The sequence below is a fragment of the Pseudomonas violetae genome (assembly GCF_023072615.1).
Lineage (GTDB): Bacteria > Pseudomonadota > Gammaproteobacteria > Pseudomonadales > Pseudomonadaceae > Aquipseudomonas > Aquipseudomonas violetae.
On record NZ_JAKNRW010000024.1, the window covers coordinates 33,420 to 51,070 of the forward strand.

The 17,651-nt window shown below is 60.9% G+C and carries 17 protein-coding genes; 10 read left to right on the top strand and 7 right to left on the bottom strand.

Features of this window, described 5'->3' with window-relative positions; genetic code table 11:
• Window positions 1–166 precede the first annotated feature (166 nt).
• The gene (locus tag L9059_RS22045; protein WP_247293013.1) at window positions 167–1,147 is read left to right on the top strand and encodes an AraC-like ligand-binding domain-containing protein; all 981 of its coding nucleotides are present in this window, start codon (window positions 167–169) and stop codon (window positions 1,145–1,147) included.
• A gap of 18 nt (window positions 1,148–1,165) precedes the next feature.
• Here L9059_RS22045 and L9059_RS22050 read toward each other — a convergent pair whose 3' ends face one another.
• The 7 genes from L9059_RS22050 to L9059_RS22080 form a co-directional block, all read right to left on the bottom strand.
• Entirely contained in the window at window positions 1,166–2,737 is a 1,572-nt protein-coding gene (locus L9059_RS22050; protein WP_247293014.1) for a methyl-accepting chemotaxis protein, read from the bottom strand.
• Between the two features lie 15 nt (window positions 2,738–2,752).
• Entirely contained in the window at window positions 2,753–3,517 is a 765-nt protein-coding gene (locus tag L9059_RS22055) for a class II aldolase/adducin family protein (protein ID WP_247293015.1), read from the bottom strand.
• A gap of 23 nt (window positions 3,518–3,540) precedes the next feature.
• The gene (locus L9059_RS22060) at window positions 3,541–4,527 is read right to left on the bottom strand and encodes a ketopantoate reductase family protein (RefSeq protein ID WP_247293017.1); all 987 of its coding nucleotides are present in this window, start codon (window positions 4,525–4,527) and stop codon (window positions 3,541–3,543) included.
• Between the two features lie 90 nt (window positions 4,528–4,617).
• Complete coding sequence (locus L9059_RS22065) at window positions 4,618–5,412, bottom strand: ABC transporter ATP-binding protein (protein WP_247293019.1); 795 nt, start codon at window positions 5,410–5,412, stop codon at window positions 4,618–4,620.
• On the bottom strand, window positions 5,409–7,211 hold the full coding sequence (locus L9059_RS22070) for a branched-chain amino acid ABC transporter ATP-binding protein/permease (protein WP_247293021.1): 1,803 nt from the start codon (window positions 7,209–7,211) through the stop codon (window positions 5,409–5,411). Before L9059_RS22070 ends, L9059_RS22065 begins: the two co-directional genes overlap by 4 nt.
• Window positions 7,208–8,245, bottom strand: a complete 1,038-nt coding sequence (locus L9059_RS22075; RefSeq protein WP_247293022.1) for a branched-chain amino acid ABC transporter permease — start codon at window positions 8,243–8,245, stop codon at window positions 7,208–7,210. The genes L9059_RS22070 and L9059_RS22075 overlap by 4 nt, the downstream gene beginning before the upstream one ends.
• Window positions 8,246–8,337: 92 nt before the next feature.
• The gene (locus tag L9059_RS22080; RefSeq protein WP_247293024.1) at window positions 8,338–9,489 is read right to left on the bottom strand and encodes an ABC transporter substrate-binding protein; all 1,152 of its coding nucleotides are present in this window, start codon (window positions 9,487–9,489) and stop codon (window positions 8,338–8,340) included.
• A gap of 717 nt (window positions 9,490–10,206) precedes the next feature.
• On the opposite strand from L9059_RS22080, the gene L9059_RS22085 reads away from it, so the two are divergent.
• From L9059_RS22085 to L9059_RS22125, 9 genes are all read left to right on the top strand, one after another.
• The gene (locus L9059_RS22085; protein WP_247293025.1) at window positions 10,207–11,319 is read left to right on the top strand and encodes an amidase; all 1,113 of its coding nucleotides are present in this window, start codon (window positions 10,207–10,209) and stop codon (window positions 11,317–11,319) included.
• 26 nt (window positions 11,320–11,345) lie between these two features.
• Window positions 11,346–12,518 carry an acyl-CoA dehydrogenase family protein gene (locus L9059_RS22090; protein WP_247293027.1) on the top strand — a complete coding sequence of 391 codons (1,173 nt, stop codon included), beginning with the start codon at window positions 11,346–11,348 and terminating at the stop codon, window positions 12,516–12,518.
• A gap of 27 nt (window positions 12,519–12,545) precedes the next feature.
• Complete coding sequence (locus L9059_RS22095) at window positions 12,546–12,905, top strand: IacB protein (protein ID WP_247293028.1); 360 nt, start codon at window positions 12,546–12,548, stop codon at window positions 12,903–12,905.
• 16 nt (window positions 12,906–12,921) lie between these two features.
• On the top strand, window positions 12,922–13,476 hold the full coding sequence (locus L9059_RS22100) for a nuclear transport factor 2 family protein (protein ID WP_247293030.1): 555 nt from the start codon (window positions 12,922–12,924) through the stop codon (window positions 13,474–13,476).
• Window positions 13,477–13,506: 30 nt separating this feature from the next.
• Window positions 13,507–14,781 (top strand): aromatic ring-hydroxylating oxygenase subunit alpha, encoded by a 1,275-nt coding sequence (locus L9059_RS22105; protein ID WP_247293031.1) that lies wholly within the window; start codon window positions 13,507–13,509, stop codon window positions 14,779–14,781.
• A 19-nt stretch (window positions 14,782–14,800) separates the two neighbouring features.
• Entirely contained in the window at window positions 14,801–15,277 is a 477-nt protein-coding gene (locus tag L9059_RS22110; RefSeq protein ID WP_247293070.1) for an aromatic-ring-hydroxylating dioxygenase subunit beta, read from the top strand.
• 10 nt (window positions 15,278–15,287) lie between these two features.
• Window positions 15,288–16,028, top strand: a complete 741-nt coding sequence (locus L9059_RS22115; RefSeq protein ID WP_247293033.1) for an SDR family NAD(P)-dependent oxidoreductase — start codon at window positions 15,288–15,290, stop codon at window positions 16,026–16,028.
• A gap of 77 nt (window positions 16,029–16,105) precedes the next feature.
• On the top strand, window positions 16,106–17,065 hold the full coding sequence (locus tag L9059_RS22120) for a PDR/VanB family oxidoreductase (protein ID WP_247293034.1): 960 nt from the start codon (window positions 16,106–16,108) through the stop codon (window positions 17,063–17,065).
• Window positions 17,066–17,084: 19 nt separating this feature from the next.
• Window positions 17,085–17,585, top strand: coding sequence for a flavin reductase (locus L9059_RS22125; protein WP_122838390.1), 501 nt, complete (start codon window positions 17,085–17,087; stop codon window positions 17,583–17,585).
• Window positions 17,586–17,651 lie beyond the last annotated feature (66 nt).

Sequence of the window (17,651 nt, forward strand, 5' to 3'; positions counted from 1 at the left end):
TTGCAGGACCTTTTTAAGCCCTTGTTTGCCGGGTCTCTATGCGCCAGGCGCAGAGGCTGTTCCGGGCGCGCAGAAAGCGTTTTCGTGGCGTGAAAATTGCTTTCCATTTCCACTAAAATTCGAGGCGTCTGCAGCTGGGCGCAATCATTTCTGGAGGCACTTGTGCATGTTCGATCAACGCTTTTCGCTCCGCGAGCATTGCCTGCTGAGTTCCGGCGGGTTCGGCGAGGTCCGGGATCGGGTCAGTCATTACCTGTGGCCCCATCAGATGAAAATGCAGCAGGGCGGCGCCTTGCAATCGCAGCTGTATGGCGTGTTCTTCGGCAGTTCGGCGCTGTTCGATCTGCACTACGGCGCGCCGGTGGAAATCGACGCTGGCGATATCAGCGACTACTACCTGATTCGCGTCACTCTTGAAGGTGGCGGCATGGTCAGCATGGGCAAGCAGCAGGCTGTTTTGCGCAAGGGTGGGCTGACCATTTCTTCGCCTTCGCAACGCAGTTTCATCCGCATCGACAAGGACTGCCGCAACCTCATTTTGCGTGTCGATAGGCAAGCTCTCGAACGCCAGTTGCAGGTGTTGCTGAACCGGCGTTTGCGTCAGCCGCTGGTGTTCGATATCCAGGTGGACCCAGCGCATCAGGGTATGGCGACGGTTCGCACCACCCTGGACTACATCTGCCAACTGTATGGCGACGCCAGCCATTCGCTGCTGACCTCGGCCATGGGCGCCAGCCTGTCGGACTATCTGCTGTCGGTGCTGTTGACCCAGTTACCGCACAATTACTCGGTCGACCTGCTGCAGGACCAGCGACAGCCCGTGCCGCACCACGTCAAGAAAGCCCGCGACTACATCGAACAGCACCTCGCCGAACCGATTGCCCTGGCGAGCCTGGCGCAGTTCTGCGAAGTGTCGATCCGCACCTTGCAAAATGGCTTCACGCGCTTTCTCCAGCAAACCCCCAGCGACTATGTGCGCACCCGTCGCCTGGCGCTGGTGCACCAGGCCTTGCAACAGGCTGGGCCGGCGGACAGCGTGACGGATATCCTACTGCGTCACGGTGTCGCCAGCTTCGGTCACTTTGCCATGCAGTACCGCAAGCAATATGGTTGCCTGCCGTCCGAGACCCTGCGCCGTCAAGCCTGAAGCTTGCCGCTGTGCCCTTTAGCCCTGCACAAAACGCTGCGCCAAATCCAATTGCGAATTGGCCAACTGATACAGCTCTTCACCAATCTGAGTACTGCGGCGAGACTGATCGCGACTGGTTTGCGCCAGGCTGACGATCTGCGAAATTTGCCCGTTGATCTCCTGCGCCACTTGCCCTTGCTGCTCGATGGCTGAAGCCATCTGCAAGCTCATGCCGGAAATCTGCCCCACTTCCTCACGGATGCGCTGCAGTGAAGTTTGCACCTGCGCCACATCCGCGCGCGATTTTCGTGCAGCCGACTCGCCCCGTTGGGCGGTGGCCAGTGCCAGGGTGCTGCCGTCGCGCAACTGCTCGATGGAGCGCTGGATCTGCTCGGTGGACTCACGGGTTCGGGTGGCGAGGCTGCGGACCTCATCGGCGACCACTGCAAATCCGCGTCCGCTCTCACCGGCGCGAGCGGCTTCGATGGCCGCGTTCAGGGCCAGCAAGTTGGTCTGTTCGGCGATGCTGCGAATCACATGGGCGACGCCGCTGATTGATTCGATGGACTCGGCCAGGCGACTGACTGCCTGGCCGATCTCCTCAACCGAGTTGCACAGGCCCGTCATCGAACCCTGGCTTTGACCGGACAGGCGCACGCCATCGTGAGCAAGATGATCCACGGCTTGAGTGGCCTCTGCGGTGTGCTGCAAGTTGCGCGACAGTTCCTGGATGGTCGCGCTCATTTGATGCACCGCAGCTGCGGACTGTTCGGCTGCTTCGAGTTGTCGTTGCAGGTGGCCCGACTGGGTCTGCACCAGCATCGAAGATTCCTGCGCGCGCTGGCGCACGGTCTCGCCGTTGATGCGGATCCGCGCCATGACCGTGCGCATCCGGGTGTTCTGGCTGTTGAGGGCCATGTCGAAACGGCTGGCAATCGAAGCCGTGCCGTCCTGCAGCGGTGCCAGCAGGGTGTCGCTGCAGACCTGGTCATGGCGGGCCATGATCCGTCGCACATCCGCGCGCAATTTGCCGCTCCACTGCCACGCCGCACCGATCACGCCACCCAGCACCAGCAGGCCCGGTGCCAGAGCGATCTGCCCGCCGAGGATGGCGCCCGTGACCCCCAGCCCCAACAGCCAAGCGATGCCCTGGCTGCTGGCATGCTCCTGCAGCCCCTGGGCGAAGCTGAGGGGGCCGCGGCCTTCGTGCAAGCGTCGATACAGATGCTGCGCGCGCAAGCATTGGGCGTCTGTCATCGGGTGATAAGCGGTGCCGAGCGCATTCAACTCTCCGTCTTCGAGCAGCGGCACCACATACAGATTGCACCAGAAGGTCTCGCCCTGTTTATGGCGGCCCATCACCGGCGCTGTCCAGGGCACGCCGCTGCGCAGGGTTGCCCACATACGCTCCATCACCCGCTTGGGCATCTGCGGATGATTGATCAGCTCATGGGGCTGGTTGAGCAGCTCCTTGCGCGCGTAACCACTGAGTGCCAGATAGGCGTCGTTGCAGGCGAGCAGATGACCGCGAATGTCCAGGCGCGAGATCGGGATTTCCTGTTGCGCCGAGATTATTGTTGGCGCAGTTTGGTCCTTTGGATTAGCCACTGACCGCTCCTGCGATTACCAGCACTGGCCGCGTTCAGCGCGCATTTTGCGCACCATGGCGTCGAAGAATTTCACCGCGAAGCCGCTGTCGCGAATGAGCATGGCCGTGAGGTCGGCGCACTTGTGGCTGACCTCCTCAGGCAGCGGATTGTCCTCGCCGCCCAACGCCCCGGCCTGGCACTGGATCTCGGCGGCGCGCTGCACCGTCCACAACAGGAAGAACGCCTTGGCGATACTGCTTTCGCCGACCGCGATGCCGTGGTTGCGTAGCACCAGGATGTGCTTGTCGCCGAGGCTGTCGATCATCCGCGCTTTCTCGTCATCGAACAGAGTGATGCCCTCGAAGGTGTGGTAGCCGATTCGTCCGTAGAGCTGTGCACCGTAAAAGTCGTTATGGGCAAAGCCGGCCTTTTTCATCACGACGGCCGAAATCGGCGTGGTGTGCGTGTGGATCAGGCACTGAATGTCCGAGCGCGCACCATGCACCGCGCTGTGCAGGGCGAAACCGGCAGGGTTGCCGTCATAGGGCGAGTCTTCGAGCTTCTTGCCGTGCAGGTCGACCTTGAGCAGGTTGGCCGGCGTTACTTCGGTGTAATTGAGCCCGAACGGGTTGACCAGGTAATGGTGTGCCGGACCGGGGAGGCGGGCGGAAATATGGTTGAAAATAGTCTCGGTCCAGCCAAAGAAATCCACCAGGTGGTAGCAGTGCGCAAGTTGCACGCGCAGGGCCCATTCTTCGTCGCTGTACTCCTGGGGTTGTGCCAATGCGGTCTGGTTCATGTCGGATTCCTTTTCTGGGTGGGTCAGTGACGGGCCTGTTCACCGCGAAAGCGGGCGAGGGCAATAAGGTGTCGGGTGATGGGCATCGGGATCGCCATGCAATCCGCCAGTTCCAGCACTGCGTCGCCGATAGCGGCCAGCTCCAGGGGGCGGCCTTTGTCATAGTCCTGCAGCATCGAGGTGCGCACGGCGCCCATGCCGGCACCGAGTTCGAGAAAAGTCTGCGGATCGATGCTCACGCGTGCGCCGTGGGCGGCGGCCGTCAGCAGGGTTTCATGCAGGCAGCTGCTGACCACCTCGCGCAATTGCGGCAGGCTGTAAAGCTGCTCGAGAGTGGCCCCGGTAATGACGGAGAGCGGGTTGGAGGTGATGTTGGCGATGATCTTCGTCCACAGGTTGTCGCGGATGCGATCGGTGGCCCGCGCTTCGATCCCGACGCTTTCGACCAGCCCGCGCACCTGTTCCAGGCGCGGGCTGAGACGGTTGTCGGGTTCGCCGAAAATCATCAGGTGCGGCGTGTGGGATTCGGCGACCGCGATGGCGGGGCAGTTCGCGGTGATGAACACCACGCAGCCGATCACGTGCCGCAGGTCCAGGGCCTGGCTGAGCACCGACTGCGGATCGACTGCGTTGACCCGGCGCCCGTCGTAGCGGCCGCCTTCCCCGTGGAAATACCACCAGGGCACGCCGTTGACCACCGGTATCACCACCGTCTCGGCACCGATCATCGGTTGCAACTGCGGCAGCAGGCTGGCCAAGCCCTGGGCCTTGGTGCAGAGAAAAATCAGGTCTTGTTCGCCAAGGTTGGCAGCATTGTCGCTGGCCTCGACCTGCACATGGTGCTGACCGTCCAGATCGAACAGACGAATGCCGTCGCGGCGGATGGCGGCCAGCGTTTCACCGCGGGCCAGTACATTGACCTGATGGCCGCCGGCAGCCAGCCGCGCAGCCAGGGTGCAGCCGATAGCACCAGCACCGGCAATACCGATGCGCAGGAGGGAAGCATTCATCGTAACTCCGGATTATTCAAAAGGGTGAACCCCTGTAGGCACCAGCTTGCTGCTGGCGACTCCTACAGGATCGCTATCGTGTTCAAGTACTCACGTAGCCAGCATTTCCTGATGCTTGCTCGCCAGCCCCAGATACGCATCGATCACCCGCGGATCATCAGCCAGTTGTTTGGCCGGGCCCTGCATCGCAATCTGCCCTGTCTCCAAAACATAGGCATAGTCAGCCACCCGCAACGCAGCACGCGCATTCTGCTCCACCAGCAGAATCGACACCCCGTGTTCGCGCAGGGCGGTGATGATGCGGAAGATCTCCCGGGTGATCAGCGGCGCCAAACCCAGGCTTGGCTCATCGAGCATCAACAACTTGGGCTTGGCCATCAGTGCCCGGCCCACGGCGAGCATCTGCCGTTCACCGCCAGACAACGTCGCTGCCAGTTGCTCGCGGCGCTCCCACAGGCGCGGGAACAGTTCATACACTTCGACCAGCGTCTCGCTGTAGCGACGATCGCCCCGGCGATGACGTTGAAAGGCGCCCAAAAGCAAGTTGTCGGCCACGCTCATGCTGGTGAACAGCTCGCGTTTTTCCGGCACCAGGCCCAGGCCCCGCGAGACCATCACTTCCACTTGCGGCAAGCTTTCCAGGCTGCCGTCGAAATGCACCTGGCCCCGGGAGCCGAGCACGCCCATGATCGCCGACAGCAGGGTGGTCTTACCGGCGCCATTGGGGCCGATCACCGTTACTATCTGGCCCTTGCCCACCGTCAGGCTGGCGTTGCTCAGCGCCTCGACCTTGCCATAGGCCACGCTCAGGTCCTTGATCTCGAGCACGGCGTCATCGACCTGGTTACGCGGTGCGAGCTGCGGTTCCACTTGCATGTTCATCATTCAACTCCTCCCAGATAGGCTTCCAGCACCGCCGGATCCTTCTGTACGTCTTCGGGCAGGCCTTGGGCGATCCGCTGGCCGAATTCCATGACCACCACGCGATCCACCAGGCCCATCACGAAGTCCATGTCGTGCTCGACCAGCAGAATTGCCATGCCTTCGCTGCGCAGGCGGCTGAGCAGGATGCCCAGGGCTTCCTTTTCCTTCAGTCGCAGGCCGGCGGCTGGCTCATCGAGCAGCAGCAGGCACGGATCGGCGCACAGGGCGCGAGCGATTTCGAGGATGCGCTGTTGGCCGAGGGAAAGGCTTCCAGCCTCGGCCTGCAGGTAGTCACCCAAGCCGACGCGCTCCAGCTGACGCCGGGCTTCGCCGAGCAAATCGGCCTCCTCGCGACGATCCAGGTGCAGGGCCGCCGACAGCACGCCCTGGGTGCCACGCAAATGCGCGCCAATGGCGACGTTCTCTAGCACGCTCATGTTGCCCAGCAGCTTGACGTGCTGGAAGGTGCGGCTCATGCCCAGGCGGGCGACTTGCCGCGAACTCAAGCCGTTGATCTTCTGGCCCATGAACAGCACGTCGCCGCTGGTTGGTGTATCGACCCCGGACAGCTGGTTGAACATGGTGCTTTTGCCGGCGCCGTTGGGCCCGATCAGGGCGAGGATTTCACCGGAGCGGATTTCCAGGCTCATGTCATTGTTGGCCACCAGTCCGCCAAAGCGCTTGGTCACATGCCGGGCCTCGAGAATCAGTTCGCCATGCTTGGGCAGTTGCCGACGAGGCAGGGGAGCGGCGTCTGCATCGATTTTCTGCGCCTTTGTGCGGACCCGCCAACGGGCCGGTACCAGGCGCGTCAGCAACGGCCACAGACCGCCGGGCGCTCTTTGCATCAGCACCACGATCAGGATGCCGAACACGATGATTTCATAGTTGCCGGTGTTACCCAGCAGGTGCGGCAACCAGTCCTGCAGCCATTGCTTGAGCATCGTCAGGATACCCGCGCCAAGCAAGGCGCCCCAGACGCTGCCAACGCCGCCGATCAGGGCCATGAACAGATAGTCGATACCCATGTTCAAGCCGAAGGGTGTCGGGTTGACGAAGCGTTGGGTGTGCGCGTACAGCCAGCCGGAAATCGCCGCAAATACTGCAGAGATGACGAATATCACCATCTTCGAACGGAAGGTATTCACGCCCATCGACTCGGCCATAACCTGGCCGCCCTTGAGCGCACGAATGGCCCGGCCTTCGCGGGAATTGAGGAGGTTTTGCGTGATGACGATGGCCACCAGCAGCAGCGCCCAGATCAGGTAGAAAATGTTCTCGCCTTTATCCAGCTTCAGGCCGAACAATGAAATCGACGGCAGACCGCCGACGCCCGTGTGCCCGCCCAATGACTCCAGCGTGCCGAACAGGTAATACAGCGACAACCCCCAGGCGATCGTCCCCAGCGGCAGGTAGTGCCCGGACAATTTTAGAGTCAGCGCACCAAGAATCAGCGCCACCGAGGCGGTAAGCACCACGCCCACCAGTAGCGTGAGCCAGGGTGAGGTGCCGGCCCAGGCCAGCCAGCCAGGCAACTGTTCGGTGGTGGTCAGATAAGCCGAAGTGTACGCACCCAGGCCAACGAATGCGGCCTGGCCGAAACTGGTCATGCCGCCAACCCCCGTGAGCAACACCAGCCCCAGCACCACCAAGGCGTACATGCCGATGTAATTGAGCAGGGTGACGTAGTACGGCGGCAGCAACAGCGGCGCGACACCCACCATCAGTAACAGGGCAAGTAACAGATAACGCGGATTCATTCTTCTTCCTCCACATGACGGCTGGTGAACGAACGCCAAAGCAGGAACGGAATGATCAGTGTGAACACGATGATTTCTTTATAGGTACTGGCCCAGAACATCGAGAATGCTTCGATCAGACCCACCGCCAGGGCGCCCAGCGCGGCGACCGGATAGCTAACCAGACCGCCGATGATCGCGCCGACGAAGCCTTTGAGGCTGATGACAAAACCGGAGTCGAAATACAGCGTGGTGATCGGTGCGATCAGGATCCCCGAAAGGGTGCCGATCAGGGCGGCAAGGAGGAAGGTCGACTTGCCGGCGAGGGTCGGCGAAATGCCCATCAACCGCGCGCCCATGCGATTGACGGCCGTGGCACGCAAGGCCTTGCCGTAAAGCGTGCGCTCGAAGAACAGATAGAGTCCGACGATCAGCCCCAGGGACACAGCCAGCACCCAGAGTGTCTGGCTGTTGAATGTCACTGGGCCCAGCTCCAGCCCGGCCTCGGAGAATGGCTGGGTGCGGGCGCCTTCAGGGCCAAACAGTAACAGCGCGATGCCGACCATGCTGACGTGCACGGCGATCGACACGATCAGCAGCACCAGGGAACTGGCCGAGGCAATCGGTTGGAACACCAGGCGGTAGATCTGCGGCCCCAGCGGCACCACCAGGGCCAGGGTCAGCAATGCCTGGACCGCCATCGGCAATTCGGCCAGCGGCAAGGTGTTGATCAGCACCGCCAGCAACCCTGCATAGCCGAGCTTGAACACAATACGTGTGGGAAACCGGAACGCCTGGCTCGAGCGCGCCGCGCCCCACAGATCCAGTGCGCAGTCGATCAGCGTCAGACCGAGTAGCAGCCAGACCAGTGCAGTCGGGTGACCGCTTTGCAAAGTGGCCATGGTCAAGGCGCCATAGGTCACGAATTCACCCTGGGGGATCAACAGGATCCTCGTCACGGTGAACACCAGGAGGATCGACAGGGCCAGCAGCGCGTAGATCGCGCCGTTGGTCATGCCGTCCTGGCCCAGCAGCATGGCTATCTGGAAATTCATAATGAGAGCTCTTTTCTACAGATTGAATATCAGGCCCGCCCGCCGGCGCAGGTCGGCTCGCCGGCAGTCGGGCAGCGGGCTGTGTGCCCGGGTCAGTTGTCCTGCAACAACATCCAGTTGCCGTTCTTCACCACGATCAGTTCGCGCCCGCGCTCGTCGAAGCCGCTGTGGTCCTGCGCTGTCATGTTGTAAACGCCCTGGGTACCGGCCAGTTCGTGGCTTTGCTCAAGCGCATCACGCAGGGCTGCACGAAACTCGGCAGTTCCCGGCGCCGCTTTGCTGGCGGCAATCGGGATAGCCTGTTGCAGTAGCAGGCCGGCGTCGAACGTATTGCCGCCGAAGGTTGCCGGTTTGCTGCCGTTGAGCTTTTCATAGGCGGCGGTGTAGTCGCTGGCGATTTTCTTTGAAGGATGGCTGTCGGGGATCTCATCGAGTACCAGCATCAGGCTGGCGGCCAGGACGGTGCCCTCGACCTTCTTGCCGCCAAGCTTGAGGAAGTCCGGCAGTGCTGCGCCGTGGGTCTGGTAAACCTGGCCGCGATAGCCCTGGTCGAACAGGGTGGTCTGCGGCATCACTGCCGAACTGCCGGGCGCCGCGACCAGCACTGCATCGGGACGGGAGGCGAGGATTTTCAGGCTCTGCCCGGTCACCGAGGTGTCCTGGCGCTGAAAGCGCTCATTGGCCACGACCTTGATGTTCTGCTGCGCCGCCAGGCCCGACATGACCTTGGCCCAGTTCTCGCCGTAAGGGTCTGCGGTGCCGATGAAGCCAAGGGTCTTCACGCCTTTTTTCGCCATGTGTTCGAACAGCGCCGTGGCGATCAGGTCATCGTTTTGCGTGGTCTTGAACACCCACTTCTTCTGCTCGGTCATGGGCAGCACCACGGCGGCGGTACCCACCGGTGCCAACAATGGCACGCCCGCTTCGGCAACGAACTGGATTACGCCCATGGCGTTAGGTGAGCCACTCGGGCCGATGATCGCATCGACCTTTTCCTCGTCGATCAGCTTTTTCAGGGCCTTCACCGTGGCGGTCGGGTCGCTCGCATCATCCAGGGATATGTATTTAACCGTCTGATCGCCGGCCTGGGTCGGCAGCAACGGCACGGTGTTTTTCTGTGGCAGGCCGACCAGTGCGATCGGCCCGGTGGAGGAGGTGATGACACCAATTTTCACTTCAGCATGCGCGGTGGCGGCGCAGGCGGCACTCAACAACAACGTGGACACGGCTTTTCTGAAAAGCATGACTTTCTCCGAAGAGTTGCAACGCTGCAAAAGGCTAATGGCCAACCGCACTGATCACGACGTGAGCGAGAGCGGCCCAAGGTACGGCCCTGTTTTTTTCTAACTGCTGCCAGAGCAAGCAGCAGATTGCATGCCAGAAATTTTTCTGGTGCATCGCCCACGGGTGTTACCGGGGCCTCCAGTGCCCTTGCCGAGACACCCTTGAGGTGGGGTGTTTTGCCAGGGTGTAACAGGCTCGCTCTTCTGCTTGGCAAGTGGCCACCACGCCTTGCCGAACAAGGCTTTGATCTGGATCACGAAGCTGCGAATTAGCCAAAAAAAGCCCATCGAAAAAATCAAAAAAACTGTGTTTTCTAGTCGTTTTATACGTCATTTTTCTCCTTGAATTATTTTTTTGAACGTCGGTTTTTTGATCACGATGGGCACTCGAAATTTTTGGAAATATTTGTTCCCTGCGGGGTTGTTGTAATCATTTAAGTAACTGATTAATAACAATTAATATCAGTTTTTAGCGGTTTTTTTCGTGTTTCGTCGGTGTTACCAAATTGCACGCGACTGGTGCGAGACGGGAAAATCTGCACCGAAAATACACACTATTTTATTCGGTAAAATTCAATTGACATTTCACGTAAAAATTACGATTTTAGATTTAAGCGTTTGCGGCGCCTTCACCCCGAGGGCGTCCATCGAGTGACACATAACGAGCAGGTAAAGATCATGTCGATAGTTGTCGAGGATTTAGCCTTAGGCGGGAGCGGCCCTTTGGTCATGGTGAAAGACACCATCGACATCGCCGGCTATCCGACCCGCGCCTCCAGCCATGCACTGGTCGATGCGCCCGCCGCCAGCGAACATGCCCAAGTGGTTCAAGCAGTTCTGGATGCTGGCTGCCGTATCACCGGTAAAACCAGCCTTCATGAACTGGCCTTCGGCACCACCGGCCTTAATGCCTGGGCGGGCACTGCTGCCAACCCGCGCTACCCGGGGTACATACCCGGCGGTTCTTCCAGTGGTTCGGCGGCGGCTGTGGCGGCGGGTCTTTGCGACTTCGCCTTGGGCACCGATACCGGTGGTTCGGTGCGGATTCCCGCAGCGTGCTGTGGTGTCTTCGGTCTCAAGCCAACCTTTGGCCGGGTCAGCCGCAAAGGCGTCATGCCGGCGCGCAGTTCCCTTGATTGCGTTGGGCCGCTGGCGCGGGACATGGACAGCCTGATTGTTGGAATGCACGTCATCGACGCAACCTTCAAGGTGGCAGCTGTCCCGCAAAACCTATCCATCGGCGTGGTCGCGGTACAAGCCAACGAGCAGGTCCACGCGGTGGTGAACCAGGCCCTTGAGCGTTCGCGCTTCACGCTGACCGAACAATCACTGCCTGGCATGTTGGCGGCTTATGGCGCCGGTATGGCGGTGATCAACGCCGAAACCTGGGCCGCCTGTGGCCATCTGCTGGAAACAGGACGGGTCGGCCAGGACGTTGCCGACCGTCTGCGCGCCGCCAGCCTGACCTCTGCCGAGTCCGTTGCAGACGCCGAGCGGGTGCGACGCGCGTTTACCGCCGAGGTGGACGCCGCCCTGGCCATCACGCCGATCCTGGCAATGCCTACGATGCCCGATTTCCCCTTGCTGGTCGCCGATGCGGCCGACACTCGCGCAGCACTGGGGATGACCTCCCTGGTGCGCGCTTTCAACCTTTCCGGTCACCCGGCTCTGAGCATTCCCCTGCAAAGCGCTTCGGGACTCCCGGTAGGCCTTCAACTGATTGCCGCCCATGGCGCGGACGAACTGCTGTGTGCAGTCGGCCGCGAGCTGGTCCGGCGCCTGGAAGAGTAATCGACATGCTGACTATGGAGAAAACCATGACTGCGCCAAGCGAGCTGGATCAACAGCGCCGCGCGCCGATCACGGCGAATCAAGCGTTTCAGAAGCTGCTGGTCGAGATTCGTGAGCGTGCCCGGAGCGAAGAATTCGACCAACAGAAATTCATCTCGCAGGATGTGATCGAGCAGTTCCGCACCCTCGGTGTTTATCGCGCCCTGGTGCCCAAGCGCTTTGGCGGTGACGAACGTTCGCCGGCCGAGTTTTGCCAGATGGTCGAGGACATCTCCATCGCCGACGGGTCTGCCGGTTGGGTTGCCAGCTTCGGCATGAGCCCGGTCTATCTGTCGGCGTTGCCGCTGGAAACGATCAAAAAAATCTATGCGGACTCGCCTGACGTGGTGTTCGCCGGCGGGATTTTCCCACCACAGCCCGCGTCCTTTGTCGAAGGTGGCCTGGAGGTCAACGGACGCTGGAAATTCTCCAGCGGCTGCATGGGGGCTTCGCTGATCGGCGTGGGCATCAGTCCGAAAAACGGCGACATGCTTGGCCTGCCACGGTTGGCGGTAATGCCCAGGGAAAAGGTGCGGATCGAGGAAACCTGGAACGTGGTCGGCCTGGTCGGCACCGGCAGCCATGACGTTGTCGTCGAAGGCGTGGTGGTACCGGAAGAGTGGACCTTCGTGCGCGGCGGCCCATCAAATCTTGATGAGCCGTTCTTCCGCTATCCGTCACTGTCTTTCGCCACTCAGGTGTTATCGGTGGTCGGCCTCGGCGTGGCACGGGCAGCGCTTGACGAGTTGAGCGGCATGGCCAGCGGGCGGATCTCCGTGACCGGTGCGCCGTCGTTGTCTGACCGGCCGTTAGCCCAGGTCGAGATGGCCAAGGCGGAAGCGTCGCTGCGCGCTGCACGTTCGTGGTTCTACCAGGCTATCGACGATGCCTGGTCCAGCGTCCTGGCCGGCTATCCGGTGAGTGTCGAGCAGACCAACATGCTGCGCCTGTCATCGACCCATGCCACGCGTATCGCCGCCGAAGTCGCGCGCACCGCGCAAATGCTCTCGGGCATGAGTGGCGTGTACCGCACCAGTCCGCTGTCACGCTTCGTCAACGACACCCAAGTCATTACCCAGCACGCCTTCATGGGCGATATGACCTACCAGAACGCCGGCGCGATCTTTTTCGGCAACAAGCCGTTGCCTGGCTACCTGTAAATTTTTCCCTACTGAATGGTGAGCCCCATGACCGATAAAAAAGCCCTGCGAGTGTTGTTTTGCATTGGTATCAACCAGAATTTTTTCGACGCCCCGCGCCCCGAGGCCCTGGAAGTCTGGGCCGCGTTCGGCGCCATGTGGAACGGCATCGCCGACCTGCCGGGTGTCACTGTACTGGGCAACATGGACGACGATCAGAGCATGGTTGGCCCCTCTGCCGGCTGGCCCTGGACCACGTACCTGCTGGCCGATGTTCCCGACATCGACACTGTCCACGCCGCGTGCAACCTGTTTCGCACCACCGATGTCGGCAACGGACCTTACAAACTCTGGAAGTACTGCAAGGTCGAGGCCCGTACCGGTCGCGAACTGATCATCCAGCGCTGAGTCGAGAGAGGCTGCTATGTCATCACAAGCGCATTTACGCACGCTGGAGCAACGGCTCGACCAGCTGGAAAGCGAGAACGCGATCCGGGCCTGCATGAACCGCTACATGGTTCTTTGCGATGAGCTGGGCGTGCAATCGCCGCTCGACGAACTGGCCGACCTGTTCACCGCAGAAGCGATCTGGGAAGGCAAGGGTGCCAGGTACCAGAACAGTTTCGGCGGTTATCAGGGACGCGAGGCCATCAAGGCCATGTTCGCCACCTACATGGTCGAACCGGCGCACTTTGCGCTGAACGTGCACTTCCTGACCTCGGAACTGATCCAGGTCAGCGGTGACGAGGGCGATGCCAGCTGGGTGATGTTGCAGACCTCGACCTTTGCCTCGGGTGCCTCGCACCTCAACAGTGCCCGCCTGACGGTAAGGTTCGCCCGGGAACAAGGGCAGTGGCGCATGGCGCACTTCCAGACCGAGAACCTGTTCAGCCGCCCGGTGGACAGCTGGAACAGCGCTGCGCACCTGCCTGTACCCGGCCAGTGCGGCCAGTCCTCAAGTAATACCCAGAATTCTTAGAGTCGGCGAGCCAGCTGACGAGGAGTGATCGTGAACAACCTGATAACCGCCGTAAACCTGGACGCCAGCCCGTCCGACCTGGTCTTGCATGATCGAGTGCATACCTCGCTGTACACCGACGCCAAAATCTTCGATCAAGAACTGGACAAGATTTTCTACAGCACCTGGATCTGGGTCGCCCACGCCAGTGAGATTCCCGAATCCGGCAGCTACAAGAGCACCTACGTCGGCAAGCAGCCGGTCATCGTCGTGCGCGATCGCAAGAAGGATGTGCACGTGCTGCTCAATCGCTGCCGTCACCGCGGTGCCACGGTGTGTGAACACAAGAAGGGCAAGGCCAACAGCTTCGTGTGCCCGTACCACGGCTGGAGCTACGCCCTGGATGGCAGCCTGCGCGGCGTACCGCATCCGGAAAGCTACGGCGACTGCCTGGACAAGGCCGAGCTGCCTTTGGTCAGCCTGCGGGTCGAGCAATACAACGGCATGATCTTCGCTACCTTCAAGGATGACATCGAGCCCTTGGTCGACTTCCTCGGCCCGGCGAAAAAATGGATCGACCTGTTCATGAAACAGGGGGCCGGCTACCCGGTCAAGGTCGGTGGCGAGCATCGTTTCCGCTTCCCGGGCAATTGGAAGATCCAGCTGGAAAACACCACCGACGCCTACCACTTCCCTCTGGTGCACAAGTCGTTCCTGTCGTCCGTGGATGAACAGACCCTGGAGTTGTTTGACTTCGTCAAAGGGCCGGGCTACGTCGAAGACTTGGGCAACGGCCACAGCGTGATGGTGATGATCCCCGATTTGGTCGATCTGGAAGCCAACCTCGACCTGCCAATCCCTGAGCGTTTCCAAGAGCTGGCCACCCAGCTTCGCGCCGAAGGCCAGGACGAAGCGTCGGTTCGCCGCATCGTACGGGCGGTGGGCGGGTCCGGCTTCAATCTCAACCTGTTCCCCAACATCGCCTGTTCCATGGCGTTCTTCCGGGTGTTGCAGCCGATTGCGGTGGACGAGACCGAAATCCATCACGCGGTGATCACCATGGACGGCGGCCCGGCGGTGGCCAACCGCTATCGCCTGCGCCTGCATGAACACTTCCAGGGCCCGATGGGCTTTGGCACCCCGGACGATTCCGAAGCCTGGGAGCGCGTACAGCGTGGCGCCAGCGCCGGCACCGACCTGTGGATCATGCTCAACCGCGGTTTGCCGGGCGAAACCAAATCCGAAGACGGGCTGGTAAGCGATGTGAGCGCCGAGACCGGCATGCGCGCTGGCTACCAGCAGTGGAAAAAGATGATGTCGGCCTGAGTCGACGGAGAACACCATGATCAATCTGCAATTGCTTAATCAGGTCAGCGCTTTCATCTGGCAGGAAGCGGACATGCTCGACCACGGCGACTTCGTCGAATGGCTCGACCTGTGGACCGAGACCGCCACCTACATCATCCCCATCGATCCTTTGGAGACCGATTTCGAGAACACCCTGAACTACGCCTACGACGATCACCATATGCGTCAGTTACGCGTGACCCGGCTGACCAGCGGCGAGTCAATCTCGACCACCCCGCGGGCGCGCACAGTGCGCAGCCAGTCGCGCTTCCGGGTGCTGTCGGATGAGGACGGGATGGTCACGGTGCGCTGCGCGCAAAACCTGCGCGAATTCCGCAAGGATGTGCTCAAGCAGTACACCGCCGATGTGACTTTTCAACTGGTGCGCCACGGCGACAGTTTCAAGATCCAGCGCAAGCTGATCCAGCTGATCAACTCCACCGATACCCTCGCCGGTATCGGCTACATCCTCTGAGGACGTTGCCATGACACAGGTTGCATTGGTCACCGGCGCGGCCCAGGGGCTGGGCAAGAGCATCGCCGGACAATTGCTCGAGGCCGGTTACCGGGTGGTAGTCAGCGATCGTTCGCTGGAGTCGGCACAAGCCACCGCCACTGCACTCGACGCCTCCGGCGAGCGGGTCCTGGCGCTTAAGCTGGACGTATCGAGCAAGGCTGATTTTGAGCAAGCGTTGGCGGCTGTGATTGCGCATTGGGGTGTATTGCACGTGGCGGTGAACAACGCCGCGATCACCATGACCACCCCGGTGATGCAGATCAGCCCGGAAGAGTTCGACCATGTAGTGAGCGTTAATCTGCGCGGCACCTTTGTTGGTTGCCAAGTGTTCGGCAGTTATCTGGCGGACCAGGGTTACGGGCGGATTATCAACATGGCATCCCTCGCCGGACAGAATGGCGGCACCGCGACCGGTGCGCATTACGCCGCGTCCAAGGGGGCAATCATCACGCTGACGAAGATTTTCGCCAAGGAACTGGCGGCGTCCGGGGTCACGGTCAACGCCATCGCGCCTGGTCCCATCGAGTCGCCCGCGGTACGTGCCGCCGTGCCACCCGAGCGCCTGGAAAAACTGATTGAGGCGATCCCGGTCAGGCAGCTGGGCAACGCCGCGTTTCTCGGCAAGTTGATCGTGCAACTGGCCAGCGAAGACGCGTGCTTCACCACTGGGGCCACCTGGGATGTGAATGGCGGGATCTTCATGCGCTGAGACACCGTTGTATGTTTTGAACCAATAGCGGGGCCGCGCCGATGCGTCCCCCTGACAACAAATTCGGATGGTCCTGTATGAGCGATCAATTGTTGAAAGTCGTCGTGCGCAGGCGCGAAGAGCAGGGCGAAGGTGTGGTCGTACTGGACCTGAGTGATCCGGCCGGCCAGCCTTTGCCCGCCTTCGAGGCGGGCGCGCATGTCGATATCCACCTCAAGACCGGGCTGGTTCGCCAGTATTCGCTGTGTGGCGACCCGGCTAACGCCGGCGCCTATCGCCTGGGCGTACTCAAGGACCCGGCGTCCCGCGGTGGTTCGGTGGCCGTGCATGAGTTGTTGCACGAAGGGCGCGAGATCGAGATCAGCGTACCGCGCAATCACTTCCCGCTGGCCAGCAATGCCAAGCGCTCGATCCTGATCGGCGGTGGTATCGGGATCACGCCGATGGTCGCCATGGCCTATGCGTTGAATGCCCGTGACAGTGATTTCGACCTGCACTACTGCGGGCGTTCCCGTAGCCGCAGCGCGTTTCTCGATGAACTGGGTAACGCGGCGTTCGCGGCCCGCCTGCACACGCATTTCGACGACGAAGCGCCTGAGCAGAAGCTGGATCTGGCCGATGTGCTGGGCACCTCGCAAGCCGGCGTCCATGTGTATGTCTGCGGACCTGCAGGGTTCATGGACTGGGTCATCGCCCAGGCCCTCGAAGCGGGCTACGCCGATGATCACGTGCATCGCGAGTACTTCCAGGTGGAAGTCGATGCCTCGGGTGCGGGCTTCGAGGTGGTAGCGCAACGTAGTGGAAAGACTGTCCAGGTCGCCGAAGGCCAGAGCATTGTCGATGCCCTGACCGCCGTGGGCATCAAGATTGAAGTGTCCTGCGAACAGGGTGTTTGCGGCACCTGTTTGTGCGACGTCATCGAAGGCGAACCGGATCACCGCGACGTCTACCTTACGGATGACGAAAAGTCCGCCAATGACCAGATTCTGGTGTGCTGTTCGCGGGCCAAGTCCAAGAAGCTGGTACTGGATATCTGATAGACCGGAGGGTAAGACCATGGTCGATACAACTGGATTTCGTAACTCAATGGCAATGCTTGGTGGCGCAGTTTCGGTCATCACCACCGATGGCCCCGCAGGTCGGTTCGGGTTCACCGCTTCGGCCGTGTGCAGCGTCACCGACCAGCCGCCGACGTTACTGGTATGCATGAATCGTTCTTCGTTTTCCAACGTGCATTTCAAGAGCAACGGTGTGCTCAGCGTGAACGTGCTGACCGCGGGTCATCAGGAAGTGTCGGGGGCGTTTTCCAATCGCCACCTCGATACCGACCAGCGATTTGCCTGCGCATCCTGGAGCACCCTGGAAAGCGGTGCGCCGCTGCTCGATGAGGCACTGGTGAGTTTCGACTGCCGGATCGCCCAGGCCCACGAGGTCGGGTCGCACACCATTTTCTATTGCGAGGTTCTGGGTATTCGCAATGGCGAAAGCCAGGAGGGCCTGGTGTATTTCAATCGCGCCTATCACCGCTTGGGAGATGCTTCCAAAGCCAACTGTTGAGTGAGTTGAATTGCTATAACTTTCCCGTGTCGTTGAAAGTTTAAAAATAACTATAAGCGGTTGTCG